This is a genomic window from Pseudomonas sp. WC2401, assembly GCF_041200115.1.
GTDB classification, from domain to species: domain Bacteria; phylum Pseudomonadota; class Gammaproteobacteria; order Pseudomonadales; family Pseudomonadaceae; genus Aquipseudomonas; species Aquipseudomonas fragi.
In genome coordinates, this window is record NZ_CP165623.1 from 325,680 (window position 1) to 346,536 (window position 20,857).

The window sequence follows — 20,857 nt, forward strand, 5'->3', positions numbered from 1 at the left end:
GGCGCCAGCGCCCTGCTTCGCAATTATCAAGTGATGGCACGCCGTGAAAAGGCATGCTCGGCGCCGAGAATAGCGCATTTCGTATCGCACTTTAATGGTCTTGCGAGCGCTTCGCCGCCCCGCGCCTCGCCAGGTGCTAGCGGGGAGGCAGCTGGGCCAGACGCTCAAGAATGTCGAGCACCACCATGCGCGGTGGCCGTTCATCGGTTTCAACCACCAGGTCGGCGATTTCCCGATAAAGCGGGTCGCGCACGGCCAACAGGTCGCGCAGGATTTTTTCCGGGTTGGCATTGCGCAGCAATGGCCGGTTGCGATCACGGGAGGTACGCGCCACCTGCTGTTCGATGGAGGCGTGCAAATACACCACACGCCCGCCATTGCGCAGCGCCTGCCGATTTTCCGGGCGCATGACCGCGCCACCACCGGTGGCCAGAACAATGCCGTTTTCATGGCATAGCTCGACAATCATGGCTGTTTCACGATCGCGAAAGCCCGGCTCGCCTTCTTTATCGAAGATCCACGGGATATTGGCACCCGTGCGCACTTCAATTTCCTTATCGGAATCTTTGAACGGCAGGTGCAGCTCTTTGGCCAGCAAACGTCCGATGGTGCTTTTTCCAGCCCCCATTGGCCCAACAAGAATCAAATTTCGCACAGAATCAATGACTCACAGCAATCGCCTGGTTGTTCATGATACGCGGAGTCAGGAACACCAGCAGTTCGGATTTTTTTTCCAGGACAACGTCTCTATGGAAAAGTCGGCCAACATACGGCAGATCGCCCAAAAATGGCACTTTATCTACCACTTTGCTTTGAGTTTTTGAGAACACCCCCCCAATCACGATGGTTTCGCCATCCTTGACCAACACCTTGGCCCTGACCTCGTTCTTCTTGATGGGCGGCACATCCTGCAACCGGCTCATGTAATCAGGCTCATCCTTGGTCACTACGACGGCCATGATGACACTGTTGTCCGGGGTGATTTGCGGCGTGACTTCCAGCGACAGCGAGGCCTCCTTGAACGAGACCGATGTAGCACCGGTTTTGCTGGCCTGTTGATAGGGAATTTGCGTGCCTTTGAGGATTTTTGCGGTTTCCTTGTCTGCGGTAACCACCTTGGGCTGCGAGATGATTTCGCCATTACCGGTTTTTTCCATGGCCGTCAGCTCCAGGTCCAGCAGCACATTGTTGGTCACAAAGGCGATGCCCAACCCCGATGAGTTGCGCGAAACCCCCAGGTCGACAAAAGGCGCGCTGGCGTTGCCGGGCGCAGCCCCTGACTGCAATGGCTGGGTGATGCCGCTGGCACTCCACAGGCCGCTGTTGCTTGATGCCCCACCCCAGCGAACACCCAGGCTTTTTTCGAAGTCCACTCCCGCCTCGACAATCCAGGCCTCAATCATCACCTGGCGCACCGGCACGTCCAGTTGGGCCACGATGCGCCGCAGCTCATCCAGCCGTTCACTGGATTCAAAGGCAATGATGTTATTGGTGCGCTCATCTACCGTGATCGTGCCCTGCCCCTCGAGACCGGCCTGACCGCCGGTCACTGACTGGAACAGCATGACGATATCTGCGGCCCTGGCGTAATTGACCTGCACCAGCTCCCGACGCAAAGGCGCAGGCTCTGGCCGCTCGCGGGCGGCGATCTCGTCCAGGGGCGCGACCCACAGCACATTACCCTCAAGGCGCTTTCCCAGGCCCTTGCTGCCAAGCACCAGAGCCAGCGCCTGATCCCAAGGCACGTCCTGCAAACTGAGGGTGATACTGCCTTTGACGGTATCGCTGACCATCAGGTTGAACCCGTTAAAATCCGCCAGCGATTGCAGCACCGTGCGTACTTCAAGGTTCTGCACGTTCAGGGACATGGGTTCGCCCACATACTGCGCACTCGCGATGGATGAGGGCGCGGCCTGTCCGGCCGCCAGTGTTGCCTGCGAATTCAGCGCACTCCATAGCGCCAGTACGCAGACCGGTGAAATCCTTTTCATGTGTTTATCCGTTAAGACTGTTGTTTTAAAGGGATCGTCAGGGACCTTTCCAGCCAACCGCCCCGACCATCGGGAATCAATTCAAATACTTCAATCTGCTGCGCCTGGATCCAGGCAACCTGGCCATTGTTGCGCCCCAGGTAATCGCCCACTTTCACGCGGTGAATAACCCCATTGACCCGCAGCAAGGCGCTGGCCTGCGACTCACTGGACAGCGCGCCAACCATTTCGAACTGTTCCAGATCAAAGCCTTCCAGAAACTGCCGGGGCCGGTCCGCATCAAGCTCATCGCCAGCCAGGCTGACCTGCCAACTGCCGCCCCCTTGCCCCGCGATGGCCTGGAACGGATTGCGCAAAGCCATTGCATCGTAGGTAACCGCAGGCGCAGCCGTGATCACGGGGAGCGGCTCAATGGTTGTGCTTGCATGCCCCGGTGTGTCCTGCAAATAGCGGTGCAGCTCGGCGGCACTCTGGGAGCTGTCGCACCCCGCCAGGCCTGCCAGCAATCCGGCGCCAAACACCCGCCAACCCGCATTCACGGGGCCAGCCCCTGGTCATGGCTGCGGTAGGCCCTTGCCAGCAGCGTCATGCGCAACTGACCGTCGCCTGTACCGTTGCTCGGCGCAAGGCTGAGGTCATGCACGGTGACAATGCGCGGCAGGCTGGCCAAGGCACTGACGAAAAGCCCAAGCTCGTGATAGCCGCCCACAAGGGTCATGTGCAGTGGCAGCTCGGCATAGAACGTTTGCAGGACTTCGGGGAGCCATTGAATGTGCTCGAGCAGCAGGCCATTGCCCTGGCCCAACCGCGAAACCTCATCCAGCAATTCGGGCACTTGTGCCTGAGCGGGCAACTGAGCGTGCAACCCGTCGAATCCGGATTGCAGCCTGTGTACTTGCAACTGATAGGCCTCCAGGCCGGTCACCTGTGTGGCCCTGGACTCAAACGTCGCCTTCAGCGTGGCTTGCGCCTCGTGCAGCTGGTGCAAGCGTGCCACAGACACTTGAAGCAGCAGTGCATAGCCTGATATCAGCAGCAGGCCCAGCCACGCCAAGGCCACGCTTGCCTTGCGCGTTGGCGACCAGGTTCCCGCGTTGGCGAAGTCCAGTTCCCGCAGGTCGACACTGCGCAGGCTGTCGAGCCAGTGCGCAGGCATCACAGCGCGCCCCCGGCAGGGGCATGCCGGGCTTCACGCACGGTCATCTGGAACAGTCGTTCCTGCCCCCCCGCCTGGGCAGGGTCTGCCTTGACGTCATTGAGTTGCGGTGTTTCCAGCCAGTGCGAAGCATCGAGATTGCGCATCAACTGGGCGACAAGGTTGTTGGTCTGGGCAACCCCCGTGATGACAATGGTGCCCTCGGTCATTTTTACATCGGTGAAATACACCCCCTCCGGCAAGCTGCGCGCCAACTGTTCCAGAATGATCCCGCTGCTCGAGCGGCTGGCCTGCAGCGTGCCTATTGTTTGCATGCGCTCAAGCAATTGCTCACGGCGCACCTTCAACTGGTCGATCTGCTGCGCACGGCCATCGAGCTGGAACGTGGCACTGCGGATCAGATCATTGCGCTCCAGCTGGCGTTCTACCAAGGTGTCAATAAAGTGATCGGCAGCAAACAGCCCCGCCACGGCCAATACAGACAAAACCGCCAGCACCGCCAAAAAACGCCTGCGCCGCTGTTCACGCAACAACGCGCGCCAGGGCAACAAATTGATTCTCGCCATTAATCGAACCCCCTCAAGGCCAGGCCGCAGGCAGTCAACAACAGTGGTGCATCGCAAAGCAAGGCTTCAGGGGTGAGCGCGGGGGCTTGGTCCATTTGTACAAACGGGTTGGCAATGCGGGTTGGCGTACCCAGGCGGGACTCGACCCGTTGCGCCAGCCCAGGAACCACGGCCGCCTCGCCGGCCAATACGATCAGGCCCACTGGCCCAAACAGCTCAAGCTCGTGCTTCAGATGCTCAACCAGCGTGGCCTTGGAGGCATGCGCCCCTGCCAGCTCCCGGGAGTAGATGACCCGGCCCTGCTGCACAATGCTCAATACGCCCGCACAGGCTGCACCGTCGACCACCGCCACGGCTACGTCCCGGGCCAAGCCTGCGGTCATGGCGCCAACGCCCCGCCCCAGGGCATGGCTCTCCACAGCGACCACGCGCGGGATCAGTCCGGCGCCGGTCAAGACCGAACGCTGCCACTCCAGCGCCTCCTGACGGCATGCCGCCATCAGCACGTTGACCCGCCCGGGCTGGCTCGACAAGTGCTCCAGCACCTCGAAATCCAGCGCCATGTCATCCAGCGCACAAGGGATATGCTGCTCTGCCTCAAGGCGCACATGCAGCTCAAGCTCGACCTCGCTCAAGCCTGCCTCCACCTCCAGGGTTTTGCAGATAACCTGCCCGTCTGGCACCGCGATAATGGCATCACGGGCCATCACTGCAGCCTGCTCCAGCGCCCTGACAAGCACTGGCACGACACTTTTGGCTTCGGCGCCGGTCTGATCATCCATAAGCCCGGCTGGCAAGGGCTCCATTGCATAGCCCTGGAGCTTGAACCGGCCCTGTGAACGGCTCAGTTCGACGATTTTGATCGCGTGCTGGCTGATATCTATGCCGATGCAGCGCTGGCGTGTTTGAGCAAATAATCCGGGCACCTTTGTTTTCCCTAATGCAATCCGTCACTTACGGAGGGTAAAAAATGAGATCCGTGCAAAACCTGTTCTGACATGCGGCTCATGACGTTCATGAGCGAAAAATGCTTATAATGCCGGGCGTTTTTTCCGTATCGTCGACCCGGCGCAACTGCGCACTACCCTGACGTGCAAACCCATTTCTTGATCTGGAAATCCAAAAGCCTTGATTCGTCTGCTGAAGTTTTTCGGGTGGTCTTTCGTTGCCGTGTTCTGCGGGCTGTTGCTCGTGTTGAGCGGCGCGTTTCTCTATCTTAGTCCTGGCTTGCCGTCCGTAGAGTCGTTGAGAAGCATCCAGTTGCAGATTCCTTTGCGGGTCTACACCAGCGACGGAAAGTTGATCGCAGAGTTTGGCGAAATGCGCCGCTCACCGATCAAGTTCGCCGACATTCCGCCCGATTTCATCAATGCCCTGCTTTCTGCAGAAGATGACAATTTCGCCAATCACTACGGGGTAGACCCCAGCAGCCTGATGCGTGCCGCCACCCAGTTGGTAAAAAGCGGACACATACAATCGGGCGGCAGCACCATCACCATGCAGGTGGCGAAGAACTATTTCCTCTCCAGCGAGCGTAGTTTTTCGCGCAAGACCAACGAAATCCTGCTGGCCCTGGAAATCGAACGCGAGCTGACCAAGGACGAGATCCTTGAGCTGTACGTGAACAAGATTTACCTGGGCAACCGCGCCTACGGTATTGAATCCGCGGCCCAGGTTTACTACGGCAAGTCGATCCGCGACCTGAGCCTGGCGCAGATGGCGATGATCGCCGGCCTGCCCAAGGCCCCTTCACGGTTTAACCCGCTGGCCAACCCGGTGCGCAGCAAAGAGCGCCGCGACTGGATCCTGGGGCGCATGTACAAGCTGGGTAAAATCGACCAGGCCAGCTATGAAGCGGCCATCGCCGAGCCGGTAAACGCGAGCTACCATGTGCCAACCCCGGAAGTGAGCGCGCCCTATATCGCTGAAATGGCCCGCGCCGAAATGGTCGGCCGTTACGGCAGCGACGCCTACACCGAAGGTTTCCGCGTAACCACCACGGTGCCCAGCGACCTTCAGGAGCTGGCCAACACAGCCGTGCATGAAGGCCTGATTGCCTATGACCAGCGTCACGGTTATCGCGGCCCCGAATCGCGCCTGCCGGGCAAGACCCTGGCCGCATGGACCCAGGAACTGGCCAAGCAGCGCCCGATCAGCGGCCTTGAGCCGGCCATCGTGACCCAGGTCGACAAGGACGGCATTCAAGTGCTGACCCGCACCGGTGAAGCCCACGTCTCATGGAACACCATGAAATGGGCGCGCAAGTTCCTCAATACCAACAGCATGGGGCCGATGCCCAAGCAGCCTTCGGATGTAGCTCAGGTCGGTGACCTGATTCGCGTTCAACCCCAGGCCGACGGCAGCTACAAATTCAGCCAGGTGCCTACCGTACAAGGCGCGCTGGTATCGCTGGACCCGGATAACGGCGCCATTCGCGCACTGGTGGGCGGCTTCGCCTTCGAGCAAAGCAACTACAACCGGGCGATGCAGGCCAAGCGCCAACCCGGCTCAAGCTTCAAGCCGTTCATCTACAGCGCCGCACTGGATAACGGCTACACCGCCGCCACCCTGGTCAACGACGCACCGATCGTGTTTGTCGATGAATACCTGGACAAGGTCTGGCGCCCGAAGAACGACACCAACACCTTCCTCGGCCCGATCCGCGTGCGTGAAGCGCTGTACAAGTCGCGCAACCTGGTCTCTATTCGTTTGCTGCAAAGCCTGGGCGTGGACCGCACTGTCGACTACATCAGCAAGTTCGGCTTCAACAAGCAGGATTTGCCGCGCAACCTGTCGCTGGCCCTGGGGACTGCAACCCTGACGCCAATGGAGATCGCCACTGGCTGGAGCACGTTCGCCAACGGTGGCTACAAGATCACGCCGTATCTGATCGACAAGATCGAAAGCCGCAACGGCGAGACCCTGTTCGTGGCCAACCCGCCAAGCGTGCCTAAAAACGACACCAAAGACGTGCCGCCAGAAGCCGCCGCGCTGACCATCGACACCATCAATGCCGCACCCGGCCTGCCAACAGTGGAAACACAAGCGGTAGCCGAACGGATTGTCGACGGGCGCACCACTTACATCCTCACCAGCATGCTGCAGGACGTGATCAAGCTCGGCACCGGCCGCCGCGCCCTGGCGCTGGGCCGCACCGACCTGGCGGGTAAAACCGGTACTACCAACGAATCCAAGGATGCCTGGTTCTCCGGTTACAACGCCGATTACGTCACCACCGTGTGGACCGGTTTCGATCAACCCGAAAGCCTGGGCCGTCGCGAATACGGGGGCACCGTCGCCTTGCCGATCTGGATGACTTACATGGGTGGCGCGCTCAAGGGCAAGCCTGCCCATACGCAGCCTGAGCCCGAAGGCATCCTCAGCTTGCGGATCGATCCGTCGAGCGGGCGTATTGCCTCGCCAGGCACTCCGGGCGCCTACTTTGAGCTGTTCAAAAGCGAAGACACACCGCCTACCAACAGTGAACTGGGCAACAACGTAGCACCGGGCAGCCCGCTGCCAGCGGATGACGGGGCTCCAATAGATCTGTTCTGATAAACAGAGCGGCAAGCCCTTAAAAGCTTGCCGCTTGCCACCTCAAGCAAGCATATGCCCCTGGGGCATCCTGTCTTCGAGCAACTCATCAACAGGCGCCAAGGCCAACTGGTCAATACGCGTGCTTTCGCTGTGCGCCTCCCAGCGCGCCAGGCTTTGCGCCAACGCCTCGGGATGCAGCGCAAAGCGGCCAAACACATCTGCCTGGCTGGGCACTTTAAATCTGAGCGTGTACAACTGCTTGCGGGTCTGGTGGACATTGCCCATCTCGCGCATCAGCAGGTTCATGGTGTGCACCTGCGCTTCAAAGCTGCTGCGCTTGCGCGCCATTTCCTCACGGTATTCAACCCGTAGCTGTTGCGCCAGATGTTCAAGGGCCTGATCTACAAACAGCACTTCGCGCTCTGTCACCAGCGAGCGCCGGGCCTGCTGTGCTTGCTGGCTGCGGCGCAAGACCGCCCAACTGCTGGGGATATAACTGTCGAGCATAAACTGCTGGCCAATCTCGACCCGCTGCCCAAGAAGCCCGTCAACCTCTGACAGCGCGCTTTTTTGTTCAAGCACCGCTCGGCTCAAGGCATGCTGGGTGACGGTATCGCTTAACGGCTCCCACAGCACATGGGACACCTGGCCTTGAGCAAACTCCACAGGCATGAAGTGACGCAAGGTGCCGTGATGCTGATACGGCTCGCCGAGCAAACGACTCAGGCCGGGCACAAACACGCCAAACCCTGCAGGCACGCCAGTAAACGTCATCAGCGCCCCGGCATCGCAAGCAGACAGTCGCGTGCTCAGCCAGCTCCCCGGCACACTGGGGACCGGGTCGTTATGGTTGACCATGCGCTGATGCACCAACCCCCGGGCGGCGCTGACAAACGTCGCGTCAGCTGCCCGCGGTGCGCCGTAGGAATACAGCTGCACTTCACAAGAGCGCCGCAGGCGCAGCATTTGCGCCAGGATCAAGGCAACGGCACCGCCCAGGCTATGGCCACAGATCAGCACGGGCTGCCCGGCATGGAATTTATCCATATAGGCCTCAACCAGCGTACACGCCTGCCTGGCCGCGTCGTAAAAGCCGCGATGCACCTTGCCCTCGCCTTCTGCAAACGGCACTTGCAGCGCATCAACATCGCGTACGAAGTCCGACCATGCACAGGTGCCGCGCACAACAACCAGCATAAGGTCATGGTTATGGGTGACGAAGGTCTGGACATCAGGGCCTGCTGGCCCCAGGCGTATGTCATCCCGGAAATGGACCGTGGCTGCAGTCTCCTGAGCCGCTTGCGAATGCGGGTCATTGGCCGGGTAAAGCACAGGATCGAAGGGCACAATTTCCAGACGCCTTGAATACGCCACATTGTCATACAAGGGGTAATACGATTTTGCCTGCTCGGGGCTGACCTGCCAGTCCCCCATGCTCCGCTCCTCATCGAAGCCCCGGTCACGCGGCCTGCCTTTTGAATCACCAAAAGGGCAATCACTCAACGTGGCCATCAACGCCAATTGGTAGAGGTTAAGCGCACAGAACTGCGGGTCGGTTGACAGCAACGGGCACAAGGCTCGCAAAGGGCGAACCTCCAGCACGGTAAAACGGCCACAGGCCAGGGTGACGCCCGGCGCCCTGCAGCGCGGCGGGTATGCGCAATCGACCACGGGGGGTAAGTGCGAAACATGCTCGACCAGATGTCGGACTTCAACCTGAAAGTAGTCGGCATCAGTGTCGACAGGTGCCGGCCTGGTCTGCGAACGTTCGCCGGCCGTGTTGAGCCAGCGGGTCTGTTCGGCCCTGACCTGAAGTTCGGTGATATAAAGCGGGTAATGCGGGCGATCCATCAACCGCGAATACACTGCACGACTGCGGTCGTGGGCCTGCGTAAACCTAATGGCAACAGGCCCGGCAATCTGCTTGCCTGCCTTGCCTGCCCCGCTGGCATCCAGATAGCCGTGGTGTACTTGCCCGTGCCGGTCGACAAGCTCATAGGCCAACCCTGCATAGGGCACTCCTGCGCCATGCTCATCAATCAGTTGAAAGCGGGTGTCGCGACAAGGGTGTGGGCGCCAGGGTTTGAACATCCATGCTTCCTAAATAAAGAGGGCTCACTTCTGAACAAAGTCTCCCCCCAGGACAAAGGACTGAAGCTAACGGATGCCTGACAGAATAAATGTAGGACGATTCCTATTACGCTAATGGACTTATCTTGATTTCAGGTTCACTGCCAGAAAAGCAAAAAACCCCGATGCCTCAACAGCATCGGGGTTTTTAGTGTGACGCTATACGGACTTAGCCGTTGAAGACGTCATCCACGCTCTTGAGCGGGTAGTTTTTCGGGTACGGCAGGGTTGCAACACCGGTCTCGATGGCAGCCTTGGCCACTGCATCGGAGATCAGGGTGATCAGGCGCGCATCCATTGGTTTCGGGATGATGTATTCACGACCGAATTCCAGCTTGATGCCGCCGTAAGCGTCACACACTTCCTGTGGCACTGGCAGTTTGGCCAGTTCACGCAGTGCGTTGGCTGCAGCGATCTTCATTTCTTCGTTGATGCGCTTGGCGCGAACGTCCAGGGCACCACGGAAGATGAACGGGAAGCCCAGTACGTTGTTGACCTGGTTCGGGTAGTCCGAACGGCCAGTGGCCATGATCACGTCGTTACGGGTGGCGTGAGCCAGTTCCGGGGAGATTTCCGGATCCGGGTTCGAGCACGCGAACACGATCGGGTTAGGCGCCATGCGCAGCAGGTCTTCAGCGCTCAGCAGGTTTGGACCCGACAGGCCGACAAACACGTCTGCGCCGTCCATGGCGTCAGCCAGGGTGCGCTTCTCGGTGGCGTGGGCGAATGCCGACTTGTACTGGTTCAGGTCGTCACGGCCGGAGTGGATCACACCGGTACGGTCGATCATGTAGATGTTTTCGATGGTTGCGCCCATGCTCACCAGCAGTTTCATGCAGGAGATGGCGGCAGCACCGGCGCCCAGGCAAACGATCTTGGCATCAGACAGGGTTTTGCCAGCGATTTCCAGGGCGTTGATCATGCCAGCCGCGGTCACGATAGCGGTGCCGTGCTGGTCATCGTGGAATACAGGGATATCGCACTGCTCGATCAGAGCACGTTCGATCTCAAAGCACTCGGGTGCCTTGATGTCTTCGAGGTTGATGCCGCCGAAGGTGATGGAGATGCGTTTTACGGTGTCGATGAAAGCCTGTGGGCTCTCGGAATCAACTTCGATGTCGAATACATCGATACCGGCAAAGCGCTTGAACAACACGCCCTTGCCTTCCATAACAGGTTTGGAGGCCAATGGGCCGAGGTTACCCAGACCCAGAATAGCGGTGCCATCAGAGATCACGGCTACCAGGTTGCCCTTGCCGGTGTACTTGTAGGCCAGTTCAGGGTCGCGGGCGATTTCGCGCACTGGTTCGGCTACACCCGGGCTGTATGCCAGCGCTAGATCGCGGGCAGTAGCGGTAGGTTTGGTAAGCTCGACACTCAGTTTGCCTGGACGTGGCTGGGCATGGTATTCGAGAGCGGCAGTTTTCAAATCAGACATGTGGGCATTCCGCTTTTTTTGCTGTTGGACAGACGAATCGCCGAGCATACGCGTGTCGCAAAGTCCCGACAAGACTGACCAGTCAGCAGTGTCAAGGCCTTTACCTTACGACTTTGGCCCAAGAGCCGCGCCCCACAAGGGCTAGAGTGTTCACAATCCACATTTAAAATTGTCTACAATTTTTAGCGCGCAATGACTTTCAGCATCCCCGGATGAGTCAAAGGCAACATCCAGCGCGCTTGCCCTGCCTTCGCGCCTGCGCGCCGGGAACGGTCCAGCACCCAGCCTCTGGCCTCGACTTTGGCACCTTGCAGACTGGCAAGTTGCTTTTGGTTGAAGCTGGCCAATTGCCTGGGACCAATATGCAGAACCAGGCCGCCCTGCAGATCGATCCAAAGCCCACCCTGGTTGCGCCCGACCTGACTGACCTTGCCCCCCACCAGGGCGAAACCCGAGCGGCGTATCTGTTGTGGCGCCAGCACCGGCGATTGTCGCCAAAGCCCCAGGCGAGCCTTGCGCGCACTGCGCTCAGCAGCCTGCTGACAGCCAAGCAGCGCCACATTCGGCGCGATTGCCACCTGATACCCCAGGCCTTCAGCCAGCAAGCGGGCCTCAAGGTTGCTGCCATCGGCACCAAACACATGGGCCAGCGTGCGGCCATAACGGTCCCTGGACTGTTTGCCCGCCAGCAACCCGACACGACCATTGCTCTGCGCCACCAGCGTTTGCAGGCGCTTGCGCGCCGCGTCGGCAAAGGGTTCGGCAGACTGGCCCTGCTTACCGGTTTCCGGGGCATTGAGGCCGATCATGCGCACGCTGCGGCCATCTTTAAGGCGCAGGGTGTCGCCATCGGTCACCCGCTCCACCGTGGCGTAGGTCACTGCGCCCGGTGCCGGGCACAGCGGCGCGGCCCAAGCACTGCCCAGCCAAATCGCAGGCACAAAAAAGGCGCCCGCAAGGGACGCCTTTTTCAATAACCTGGCCAGACCCAAAAGCCTGCCCATGGTCATGCGCCTTACTCGGCGGCTTTTTTCGTAGCGCCGAAAGCACCGAAACGAGTTTTGAAGCGATCAACACGACCGCCAACGTCCAGAGTTTTCTGCTTACCGGTGTAGAACGGGTGGCACTCGTTGCATACGTCGGTGCCCAGTGGCTTGCACAGGTTCGAACGAGTTTCGAACTTGTTGCCGCAGCTGCAAGTTACCAGGATTGTTTCGTACGCTGGATGGATATCGGCTTTCATGGGGTATTCCTCTAGCGTGCCGCCACTCAACACCATTGTTGAATACCGCACGTAAAATTAGGGCGCCGATAATACCAGACCTTTGCATTGACGCAAGCGGCCAAGCATGCTCCACCTCAAATCATTCATCTTTCAGCATCCGACCTTTTAGTCCCTAAGGGCTTTGTCTGCTAGGCTCCGGGCCATCTTTGCCGTTCATCACTTGAGAGCCCCGCGTGCCCGACGCCATTTTGCGCCTTGCCCTGCCTTCCCCCCTGCGCCGCCTGTTTGATTACCGGGCGCCTGCCGGCGTGCTGCGCAGTCAATTACAGCCCGGCATGCGCCTGCGGGTGCCGTTCGGGCGAAGGGAGATGATCGGCATTCTGGTCGAAGTGGTCGATCACAGCGAAGTGCCGGCTGACAAGCTCAAACCTGCCATTGCCCTGCTCGACGCCGTGCCTCCGCTGCCCGCGTCCTTGTTCAAGCTGTGCCTGTGGACCTCGCAGTATTACCAGCACAGCCTGGGCGATACCTTGAGCTGGGCACTGCCGGTGTTGCTGCGCCAGGGCGAACTGGCCGAAACCCGCCAGGAACGGTTCTGGCAGATTGCTCCCGGCGCCCGCCTGGACGACCCCCGCGTGGCCCGAGCCCCGCGCCAACGTGAAGCCCTGGCCACCCTGGCCCAGCACCCCCACGGCGTGGCGCATCAACTGTTAAGCAAGTTGATGCTGAGCAAGGACAGCCTCGACCTGCTGCTGGCCAAAGAGCTGGTCACGGTCGAGATTCGCCGCCATGCGCCCAGCGAGCGCCATGAACATTGGCTGGCCCAGCCCGAATTGCCGCTCAACACTGAGCAGCAGGCAGCCTATGAAGCCATTCGCGCAGGCTTCGACCACTTCCATGCCTTCCTGCTGGCCGGGGTCACTGGCAGCGGCAAGACCGAAGTGTATTTGCAGTTGATCCGCGAAACCCTGCAGGCCGGCAAGCAAGCGCTGGTGCTGATCCCCGAGATCAACCTTGGCCCGCAAACCCTGGCCCGCTTCGAACAGCGCTTCAATGCCCGTATCGCCCTGGTGCATTCGGCGGTCAACGACCGCGAGCGCCTCGAAAGCTGGCTGGCGGCTCGGGATGGCGAAGCCGACATTATTATTGGTACCCGCTCGGCGCTGTTCACCCCGATGAAAAACCCGGGGCTGATCATTATCGACGAAGAGCACGACGGTTCCTATAAACAGCAGGAAGGTTTGCGCTACCACGCTCGCGACCTTGCGCTGGTGCGCGCACGGCAGGAAAACATCCCGATCGTGCTTGGCTCCGCAACTCCATCACTGGAAAGCCTGCATAACGCCTACACCGGCCGTTATGGCTTGCTGCGCCTGAATGAGCGCGCGGGCGGGGCCAAACAGCCACGTTTCCTGCGCCTGGATGTAAAAAGCCGGCCACTGGACAGCGGGATTTCCGGGCCGATGCAGCAAGCCATCGGCCAGACCCTCGCAGCAGGCCAGCAAGTGCTGGTGTTCCTCAATCGTCGCGGCTTCGCGCCCACTCTGCTGTGCCATGACTGCGGCTGGATGTCGGAATGCCAGCGCTGCGATGCGCGCATGACCGTTCATCAGCGCTCCGGCGAGCTGCGCTGCCATCACTGCGGCTATGTCGAGCGCGTGCCGCGCAACTGCCCGCAGTGCGGTAAAGTCGACCTGCGGCCAGTAGGGGCCGGGACTGAGCGCGCCGAAGAGCGGCTGGGGATTCTATTCCCCGACTACCCGGTGCTGCGTGTCGACCGCGACAGCACCTCGCGCAAGGACGCGATGAACCAGCTGTTTGCCACTATCCAGAAGGGCCAGCCGTGCATTCTTATCGGCACGCAAATGCTCGCCAAGGGCCATCACTTCCCCCGGGTGACCCTGGTGTCGATTCTGGATGCCGATGGCGGCCTGTTCTCCGGTGACTTTCGCGCCAGCGAGCGCATGGCCCAATTGATCGTGCAGGTCGCGGGCCGTGCCGGACGCGCCGAAGAGCCGGGCAAGGTGATTATCCAGACCCATCTGGCCGACCACCCGTTGCTGATCCAACTGACCGAGCAGGGTTACTTTGCCTTCGCCGAACAAGCCCTGAGCGAGCGCCGGGCGGCGGGGCTGCCGCCTTTCGCCCACCTGGCGCTGCTGCGCGCCGAAGCCCACAAACCCGGGCAAGCCGAGGGTTTTCTGGATGAAGCCTGCAGCGAGGCCGAACGCCTGCTGGGCGAGCTGAACCTGGGCGGCATCGAACTGCTCGGCCCCGTGCCTGCGCCAATGGAGCGCAGGGCCGGACGCTATCGTGCTCAACTACTATTACAAGCCAACGCCCGCGCACCGCTGCACCGCTTGCTCAGCCAATGGCTGCTGGCCCTTGAGCAAATGCCCAGCGGGCGCCAGGTGCGCTGGTCGCTGGACGTGGACCCGGTAGACCTTTATTGAGTCACCTCGTGACACCCGTGGGAGCGGGCTTGCTCGCGATACAGACGACGCGAAGCAACTGAAAAACCGCAGCGATACCCTCGCGAGCAAGCCCGCTCCCAGCGTTTTGAAGTAATAACCGAACACCGCAGATCCATAACCCGCCTGCTAAGGTTGGCAAGGCCGACCCGGCAACGGATAATGCCCAGTTTTTCCACCTGCGCACTGAAGCGCTACCGCGCTTGCGGTCGAAAGAGAAGACCATGAAAGACACCATTCGCCAGCTTATTCAACAAGCCCTAGCTCAACTCGTCACAGAAGGTGTGTTGCCTGAAGGCCTGACGCCAGCGATTCAGGTGGAAAACGCCCGTGACAAAACCCACGGCGACTTCGCCAGCAACATCGCCATGATGCTGGCCAAGCCTGCAGGCATGAAGCCCCGTGACCTGGCTGAAAAAATCATCGCCGCCCTGCCGGCCGATGAGCAGATCAGCAAGACCGAAATCGCCGGCCCGGGCTTTCTGAACTTTTTCCAGAACACCCAGGCCCTGGCCTCGCGCCTTGATGCCGCACTGGCCGACCCGAAAATCGGCGTGCGCAAAGCCACCCCGGCCATGCGTACCGTGATCGACATGTCCGCGCCCAACCTGGCCAAAGAGATGCATGTGGGCCATTTGCGCTCCACCATCATTGGTGACGGCGTGGCTCGCGTCCTGGAATTTTTGGGCGACGAAGTAATTCGCCAAAACCACGTTGGCGACTGGGGCACCCAGTTCGGCATGCTGATGGCCTACCTGGAAGAGAACCCGATCACCAGCGACGAGCTGAGTGACCTCGAAAACTTCTACCGCGCGGCCAAAAAGCGCTTCGACGAGTCGCCGGAATTTGCCGACCGCGCCCGTAGCCTGGTGGTCAAGCTGCAAGCTGGCGACCCGGACTGCCTGGCGCTGTGGACCAAGTTCAAGGACATCTCGCTGTCGCACTGCCAGAAAATCTACGAGCAGTTGAACGTAAAACTGACTATGGCCGACGTGATGGGCGAAAGCGCCTACAACGACGATCTGATCAACGTGGTCAACGATCTCAAGGCCAAAGGCATGCTGGTCGAGAGCAACGGCGCCCAGTGCGTGTTCCTCGACGAGTTCAAGAATGCCGAAGGCGAGCCGCTGCCGGTCATTATCGTCAAGGCTGACGGCGGCTATCTGTACGCCACCACTGACCTGGCGGCCATCCGCTACCGCAGCGGTGTATTGAAAGCCGATCGCGCCCTGTACTTTGTCGACCAGCGTCAGGCTCTGCACTTCCAGCAAGTATTCGCAGTTGCGCGCAAAGCCGGCTTCATCACCCATCCGATGGAAATGGAACACATGGGCTTCGGCACCATGAACGGCGCCGATGGCCGTCCATTCAAGACCCGTGATGGCGGTACGGTCAAACTGATCGACCTGCTCAACGAAGCCAAAGAGCGTGCCTACACGCTGGTTAAAGAGAAAAACCCGGAACTGCCTGAAGACGAACTGCGCGCGATTGCCAAAGTTGTCGGGATCGGCGCGGTGAAATACGCCGACCTGTCCAAGCACCGTACCAGCGACTACAGCTTCAACTTCGACCTGATGCTCAACTTCGAAGGCAATACCGCGCCTTACCTGCTGTACGCCTACACTCGCGTTGCAGGCGTGTTTCGCAAACTGGGCAAGGGTTTTGAAGAAGTTCAGGGCCAGATCGTGCTTGAAGCCCCGCAAGAGCAGGAACTGGCCGCCAAACTGGCGCAGTTCAGCGAAGTGCTGAACAACGTGGCCGAAAAAGGCACGCCGCACACCCTCTGCACCTACCTGTACGAAGTGGCCGGTCTGTTCTCCAGCTTCTACGAGAACTGCCCGATCCTCAGCGCCGAGGACGAAGCACAGAAACAAAGCCGCTTGCGTCTGGCGGCACTGGCAGGCCGTACCCTCAAGCAAGGCCTGGAACTGCTGGGCCTGGAAACCCTGGAGCGCATGTAAGTTGGCCGCCAAGAAAAAACCAGCCCCCAAGCGCGGCGCCAGCCGGTATCAGGCGCCCGCCAAAAAGCCGATCCCGGGCTGGCTATGGATGGCCATCGGCCTGACCGTGGGCGCCTTTATCGTGTTTCTGATGAAGCTCGAACCCGGCCAGGGCGATGACGTCAAACGGGTCAAGCAGGAGCAGCAGAAAGCCACGAAAGTGGCCGAAGCCAACAAGACCGCGCCCAGCCCGACCCAGCCGGCCAAGCCCAAGTACGACTTCTACACCTTGTTGCCCGAGTCTGAAGTGATCGTGCCGCCGGAAGCCGTGCCTGAGAAGACCCCGCCTACGCCGCAAACTGCGCCGCTGACTCCGGTAACGCCGGCCGAAGCAGCGAAAATCGATACCGTGCGCGCCCAGGCTGCGTTGAACGGCCTGACCCCTCCACCTGCGCCGCCGGTTGTCAAAGCAGCGCCAGTGACCAAGTTCTTCCTGCAGGCGGGCTCGTTCCGCAAACAGGCGGATGCGGAAAAAGTACGGGCACAAATCATCCTGCTGGGCCAGACCGCTACGGTTGAAGCTGGCACAGTGAAGGACGAAACCTGGTACCGGGTGCTGGTCGGCCCGTTCAGCAATCGCGACCAGTTGACCGTGGCCCAAAAGCAATTGGCGGGCGGCGGCTTCAACAACTTGTTATTGCAACAGCGCCGCTGATACCAGCCGCTCCCACGGGGCTCCACTACCCCCCTGTGGGAGCGGGCTGGCTCGCGATGGCATCACCGCGATCAGCCTGACACTCCGGGGCGCCTGCATCGCGATGCAAGCCCGCTCCCACAATACCCTCGCCAAATCCTGCTTCTCCGTTCATCCCCATTCCCTCCCCGCTGTTGAAAAATCCGCGACAACCCCCATATGTATTCCCATCAGGCATTTTCGCCCCGCTGCGTGGAGACTCTCCCTTGACCACCATCGTTTCAGTACGCCGCCACGGCAAAGTCGTCATGGCTGGCGACGGCCAGGTTTCCCTGGGCAATACCGTAATGAAAGGCAACGCGAAAAAAGTCCGTCGCCTCTACCACGGCCAGGTCATCGCCGGTTTCGCCGGTGCCACCGCTGATGCATTCACCCTGTTCGAACGTTTTGAAGGCCAGCTTGAAAAGCACCAGGGCCATCTGGTTCGCGCCGCTGTCGAGTTGGCCAAAGAATGGCGTACCGACCGCTCGCTGAGCCGCCTGGAAGCCATGCTGGCCGTAGCCAACAAGGACGCGTCCTTGATCATCACCGGTAACGGTGACGTGGTTGAGCCAGAAGACGGCTTGATCGCAATGGGTTCGGGCGGTGCATTCGCCCAGGCAGCGGCCCGCGCCCTGCTGATGAAAACCGAGCTGTCGGCCCGCGAAATCGCCGAAACCGCCCTCGGTATCGCTGGCGACATCTGCGTGTTCACCAACCACAACATCACTATTGAGGAGCAGGACCTCGCTGAATAAGACGTCTGCCGGGCTGGCCAGCCAGCCCGTATGTGAACCTTACTTTAGCTAGAGGAACGCCAATTATCATGTCCATGACTCCCCGCGAAATTGTCCACGAACTCAATCGCCACATCATCGGCCAGGACGACGCCAAGCGCGCCGTAGCCATCGCGCTGCGCAACCGCTGGCGCCGGATGCAACTGCCCGAAGAACTGCGCGTTGAAGTCACGCCAAAAAACATCCTGATGATCGGCCCGACCGGTGTCGGTAAAACCGAAATCGCCCGTCGCCTGGCTAAGCTGGCCAACGCGCCGTTTATCAAGGTTGAAGCGACCAAGTTCACCGAAGTTGGCTATGTAGGCCGCGACGTTGAATCGATCATCCGTGATCTGGCTGACGCCGCCATCAAGCTGTTGCGTGAGCAGGAAATCGTCAAGGTTCGCCACCGCGCCGAAGACGCCGCTGAAGAGCGCATCCTCGACGCCCTGCTGCCACCTGCCCGCACGTTCGGCGAAGAAGCGGCCGTACCGCAGGACTCCAACACTCGCCAGCTGTTCCGCAAGCGTCTGCGCGAAGGCCAGCTGGACGACAAGGAAATTGAAATCGAAGTGGCCGATGCCGTGGGCGTCGACATCTCCGCGCCGCCAGGCATGGAAGAAATGACCAACCAGCTGCAAAGCCTGTTTGCCAACATGGGCAAAGGCAAGCGCAAGAGCCGCAAGCTGAAAGTCAAAGAAGCCCTGAAAATGGTGCGTGACGAAGAAGCCGGCCGCCTGGTCAACGACGAAGAACTCAAGGCCAAGGCCCTGGAAGCCGTCGAGCAGCACGGCATCGTGTTTATCGACGAAATCGACAAGGTGGCCAAGCGCGGTAATGTCGGCGGTGCCGATGTGTCCCGCGAAGGCGTGCAGCGCGACCTGCTGCCGCTGATCGAAGGTTGCACAGTCAATACCAAGCTGGGCATGGTCAAGACCGACCACATCCTGTTTATTGCGTCCGGTGCATTCCACCTGAGCAAGCCGAGCGATCTGGTGCCTGAGCTGCAAGGCCGTCTGCCGATCCGCGTCGAGCTCAAGGCACTGTCGCCACAGGATTTCGAGCGCATCCTCAGCGAGCCGCACGCATCGTTGACCGAGCAGTACCGCGAGCTGCTGAAAACCGAAGGCCTGAACATCGAGTTCATGCCTGAAGGCATCAAGCGCCTGGCGGAAATCGCCTGGCAAGTGAACGAGAAAACCGAGAACATCGGTGCCCGTCGCCTGCACACGCTGCTTGAGCGTTTGCTGGAAGAGGTGTCCTTCAGTGCCGGTGATATCGCCAGCGCGCAGAATGAAGAGCCGATTCGCATCGATGCCGAATACGTCAACAGCCACCTGGGCGAGCTGGCCGAGAACGAAGACCTCTCGCGTTACATCTTGTAAGCCGAACCCCTGTAGCCGCTGCCGCAGGCTGCGATAAGGCGAAAGCCTTCAACGATCTCCGGATCTTGCGCCAACTGTGTTGGCGATCGCAGCCTGCGGCAGCGGCTACACTGTTTGTGCAATGACCGAAGGTTATGACCATGATTCCCAGCGCCATCAACCTGCATAAAGCCTCAAAAACCCTCACCCTCAAATACCCGTCCGGCGAAGAGCACCACCTGCCGGCCGAGTTTTTGCGCGTGCACTCCCCCTCTGCCGAGGTCCAGGGCCACGGCAATCCGATTCTGCAATTTGGCAAGATCAATGTCGGCTTGAGCAAGATCGAGCCCGCAGGGCAATACGCGCTGAAACTGACCTTTGATGACGGTCACGACAGCGGGCTGTTTACCTGGGACTACCTTTACCAGCTGGGCGTACGCCAGGAAGAACTCTGGGCGGACTACCTGCAGGAACTGAAAAAAGCCGGCAAGTCCCGCGACCCTTCGGTTTCAGTGGTCAAATTGATGCTCTGAGCCGGATTCATACATCCCTGTAGCAGCTGCCGCAGGAACGAGGCTGCGTCCGAGTGCGAAGCGCTCGCAAATCCAGTCATCGCGGTGTGTCTGAAGCACCGGGACATCCTGGCTTTACGACTGCTTCGCAGCCGAACGCAGCCTCGTTCCTGCGGCAGCTGCTACAGAAGCATGCGTACCTTCGATTAAACGGATGCAGTAGGTGCTGGCGCAGTTGCCTCGACCACTGGAGCCTTAGGCGCGGCGGCTGACTTCTTCGCCGCAGGTTTTTTGGCGGCCGGTGCGGGCTTGCTCGCTGCAGGCGCTTTGGCAGCCGCAGGTTTGGCTAGAGGCTTAGCCGCAGGTTTAGCCGCTGCTTTCACCGCAGGCTTGGCGACGGGCTTGGTAGCCGCTTTAACTGCCGGCTTGGCAACCGCAGGTTTTGCCGCAGCCTTGGCCGGTGCCGCCTTGCTCGCAACAGGCGCCTTGCTGGCCGCAACCTTGGCAGCCGCCGCTGTCAGCTTCTCGATATGCCTGGTCAGGGTCTCGACCTTGGCATGCAGCGCCTTGACCTCTTCACGGCTGGGTACACCCAAACGGGTAATGGCGCTGTTTAGGCGCTTGTCGAAAGCCTCTTCGAGCTCGCCCCACTTTTCCAGGGCCAGATCCTTGACATCCTCAACCCGGGAACGGGCGGACGAGGTCGACGATTTAACCCCCTCGGCCACTTTATGCCCGGCCTCCTTGGCCAGCTTTTCCGCCTTTTCACCGTCCTTGACCAGCGTATCGAACAGCTTGCTGCCGTCAGTATCAATCTTCGAGTACACACCCAAACCTGCGAGCCAGATTTTGCGGGAGTACTCTTCAACCTTGCCTACCCAGGTGTTGCTGTCTTTAGCAGTCGGTTTCTTCGCAGCCATCGTGTTCCCCTCAATGTCATGTCGCGACGCCGGTGAGCAGGATCGTCGAATCATCAAGATGAACAAAGGTGCTCACCTGCATCAGGTTTAGACGTTAA

General features: G+C 60.1%; 18 protein-coding genes. 7 read left to right on the forward strand and 11 right to left on the reverse strand.

Annotated features, from left to right (window positions below):
• Window positions 1-136: 136 nt before the first annotated feature.
• The 6 genes from aroK to pilM are packed head-to-tail and all read right to left on the reverse strand — an operon-like array spanning window position 137 to window position 4,639.
• Window positions 137-655, reverse strand: coding sequence for a shikimate kinase AroK (aroK, locus tag AB3G35_RS01320; protein WP_029611693.1), 519 nt, complete (start codon window positions 653-655; stop codon window positions 137-139).
• Window positions 656-659: 4 nt separating this feature from the next.
• On the reverse strand, window positions 660-1,991 hold the full coding sequence (locus tag AB3G35_RS01325; protein ID WP_095039669.1) for a type IV pilus secretin PilQ: 1,332 nt from the start codon (window positions 1,989-1,991) through the stop codon (window positions 660-662).
• An 11-nt stretch (window positions 1,992-2,002) separates the two neighbouring features.
• Window positions 2,003-2,530 (reverse strand): pilus assembly protein PilP, encoded by a 528-nt coding sequence (locus AB3G35_RS01330; RefSeq protein ID WP_169845085.1) that lies wholly within the window; start codon window positions 2,528-2,530, stop codon window positions 2,003-2,005.
• Window positions 2,527-3,147, reverse strand: a complete 621-nt coding sequence (locus AB3G35_RS01335) for a type 4a pilus biogenesis protein PilO (RefSeq protein WP_369782248.1) — start codon at window positions 3,145-3,147, stop codon at window positions 2,527-2,529. The genes AB3G35_RS01330 and AB3G35_RS01335 overlap by 4 nt, the downstream gene beginning before the upstream one ends.
• Window positions 3,147-3,713 carry a PilN domain-containing protein gene (locus AB3G35_RS01340; RefSeq protein WP_016783186.1) on the reverse strand — a complete coding sequence of 189 codons (567 nt, stop codon included), beginning with the start codon at window positions 3,711-3,713 and terminating at the stop codon, window positions 3,147-3,149. The genes AB3G35_RS01335 and AB3G35_RS01340 overlap by 1 nt, the downstream gene beginning before the upstream one ends.
• Window positions 3,713-4,639, reverse strand: coding sequence for a type IV pilus assembly protein PilM (gene pilM, locus AB3G35_RS01345; protein ID WP_369782249.1), 927 nt, complete (start codon window positions 4,637-4,639; stop codon window positions 3,713-3,715). The genes AB3G35_RS01340 and pilM overlap by 1 nt, the downstream gene beginning before the upstream one ends.
• A gap of 205 nt (window positions 4,640-4,844) precedes the next feature.
• On the opposite strand from pilM, the gene AB3G35_RS01350 reads away from it, so the two are divergent.
• Window positions 4,845-7,268, forward strand: coding sequence for a penicillin-binding protein 1A (locus tag AB3G35_RS01350; RefSeq protein ID WP_369782715.1), 2,424 nt, complete (start codon window positions 4,845-4,847; stop codon window positions 7,266-7,268).
• A 42-nt stretch (window positions 7,269-7,310) separates the two neighbouring features.
• Here the strand turns inward: AB3G35_RS01350 and AB3G35_RS01355 are convergent, their stop codons facing one another.
• The 4 genes from AB3G35_RS01355 to rpmE all read right to left on the reverse strand — a co-directional run bounded on the left by AB3G35_RS01355 (window position 7,311) and on the right by rpmE (window position 12,061).
• Window positions 7,311-9,341 carry a lipase family protein gene (locus tag AB3G35_RS01355; protein WP_369782250.1) on the reverse strand — a complete coding sequence of 677 codons (2,031 nt, stop codon included), beginning with the start codon at window positions 9,339-9,341 and terminating at the stop codon, window positions 7,311-7,313.
• A 208-nt stretch (window positions 9,342-9,549) separates the two neighbouring features.
• Window positions 9,550-10,818, reverse strand: a complete 1,269-nt coding sequence (locus AB3G35_RS01360) for a malic enzyme-like NAD(P)-binding protein (RefSeq protein ID WP_016783182.1) — start codon at window positions 10,816-10,818, stop codon at window positions 9,550-9,552.
• Between the two features lie 182 nt (window positions 10,819-11,000).
• Window positions 11,001-11,828, reverse strand: coding sequence for a thermonuclease family protein (locus AB3G35_RS01365; protein WP_086799254.1), 828 nt, complete (start codon window positions 11,826-11,828; stop codon window positions 11,001-11,003).
• A gap of 5 nt (window positions 11,829-11,833) precedes the next feature.
• Window positions 11,834-12,061, reverse strand: coding sequence for a 50S ribosomal protein L31 (rpmE, locus tag AB3G35_RS01370; protein ID WP_016783180.1), 228 nt, complete (start codon window positions 12,059-12,061; stop codon window positions 11,834-11,836).
• Between the two features lie 215 nt (window positions 12,062-12,276).
• On the opposite strand from rpmE, the gene AB3G35_RS01375 reads away from it, so the two are divergent.
• From AB3G35_RS01375 to AB3G35_RS01400, 6 genes are all read left to right on the forward strand, one after another.
• Complete coding sequence (locus tag AB3G35_RS01375) at window positions 12,277-14,496, forward strand: primosomal protein N' (RefSeq protein ID WP_016783179.1); 2,220 nt, start codon at window positions 12,277-12,279, stop codon at window positions 14,494-14,496.
• Between the two features lie 242 nt (window positions 14,497-14,738).
• Entirely contained in the window at window positions 14,739-16,475 is a 1,737-nt protein-coding gene (gene argS, locus AB3G35_RS01380; protein WP_016783178.1) for an arginine--tRNA ligase, read from the forward strand.
• A gap of 1 nt (window position 16,476) precedes the next feature.
• A complete protein-coding gene (locus tag AB3G35_RS01385; RefSeq protein ID WP_016783177.1) occupies window positions 16,477-17,169 on the forward strand; it encodes an SPOR domain-containing protein in 693 nt (230 codons plus the stop codon).
• A 245-nt stretch (window positions 17,170-17,414) separates the two neighbouring features.
• Window positions 17,415-17,945: an ATP-dependent protease subunit HslV gene (gene hslV / locus AB3G35_RS01390; RefSeq protein ID WP_016783176.1), complete on the forward strand. Its 531-nt coding sequence runs from the start codon at window positions 17,415-17,417 to the stop codon at window positions 17,943-17,945.
• Window positions 17,946-18,013: 68 nt separating this feature from the next.
• A complete protein-coding gene (hslU, locus tag AB3G35_RS01395; RefSeq protein WP_083369675.1) occupies window positions 18,014-19,348 on the forward strand; it encodes an ATP-dependent protease ATPase subunit HslU in 1,335 nt (444 codons plus the stop codon).
• A 140-nt stretch (window positions 19,349-19,488) separates the two neighbouring features.
• Window positions 19,489-19,860 carry a gamma-butyrobetaine hydroxylase-like domain-containing protein gene (locus AB3G35_RS01400; protein WP_169845140.1) on the forward strand — a complete coding sequence of 124 codons (372 nt, stop codon included), beginning with the start codon at window positions 19,489-19,491 and terminating at the stop codon, window positions 19,858-19,860.
• Window positions 19,861-20,045: 185 nt separating this feature from the next.
• Here the strand turns inward: AB3G35_RS01400 and AB3G35_RS01405 are convergent, their stop codons facing one another.
• Window positions 20,046-20,759, reverse strand: coding sequence for a phasin family protein (locus AB3G35_RS01405; protein WP_106115499.1), 714 nt, complete (start codon window positions 20,757-20,759; stop codon window positions 20,046-20,048).
• Window positions 20,760-20,857 lie beyond the last annotated feature (98 nt).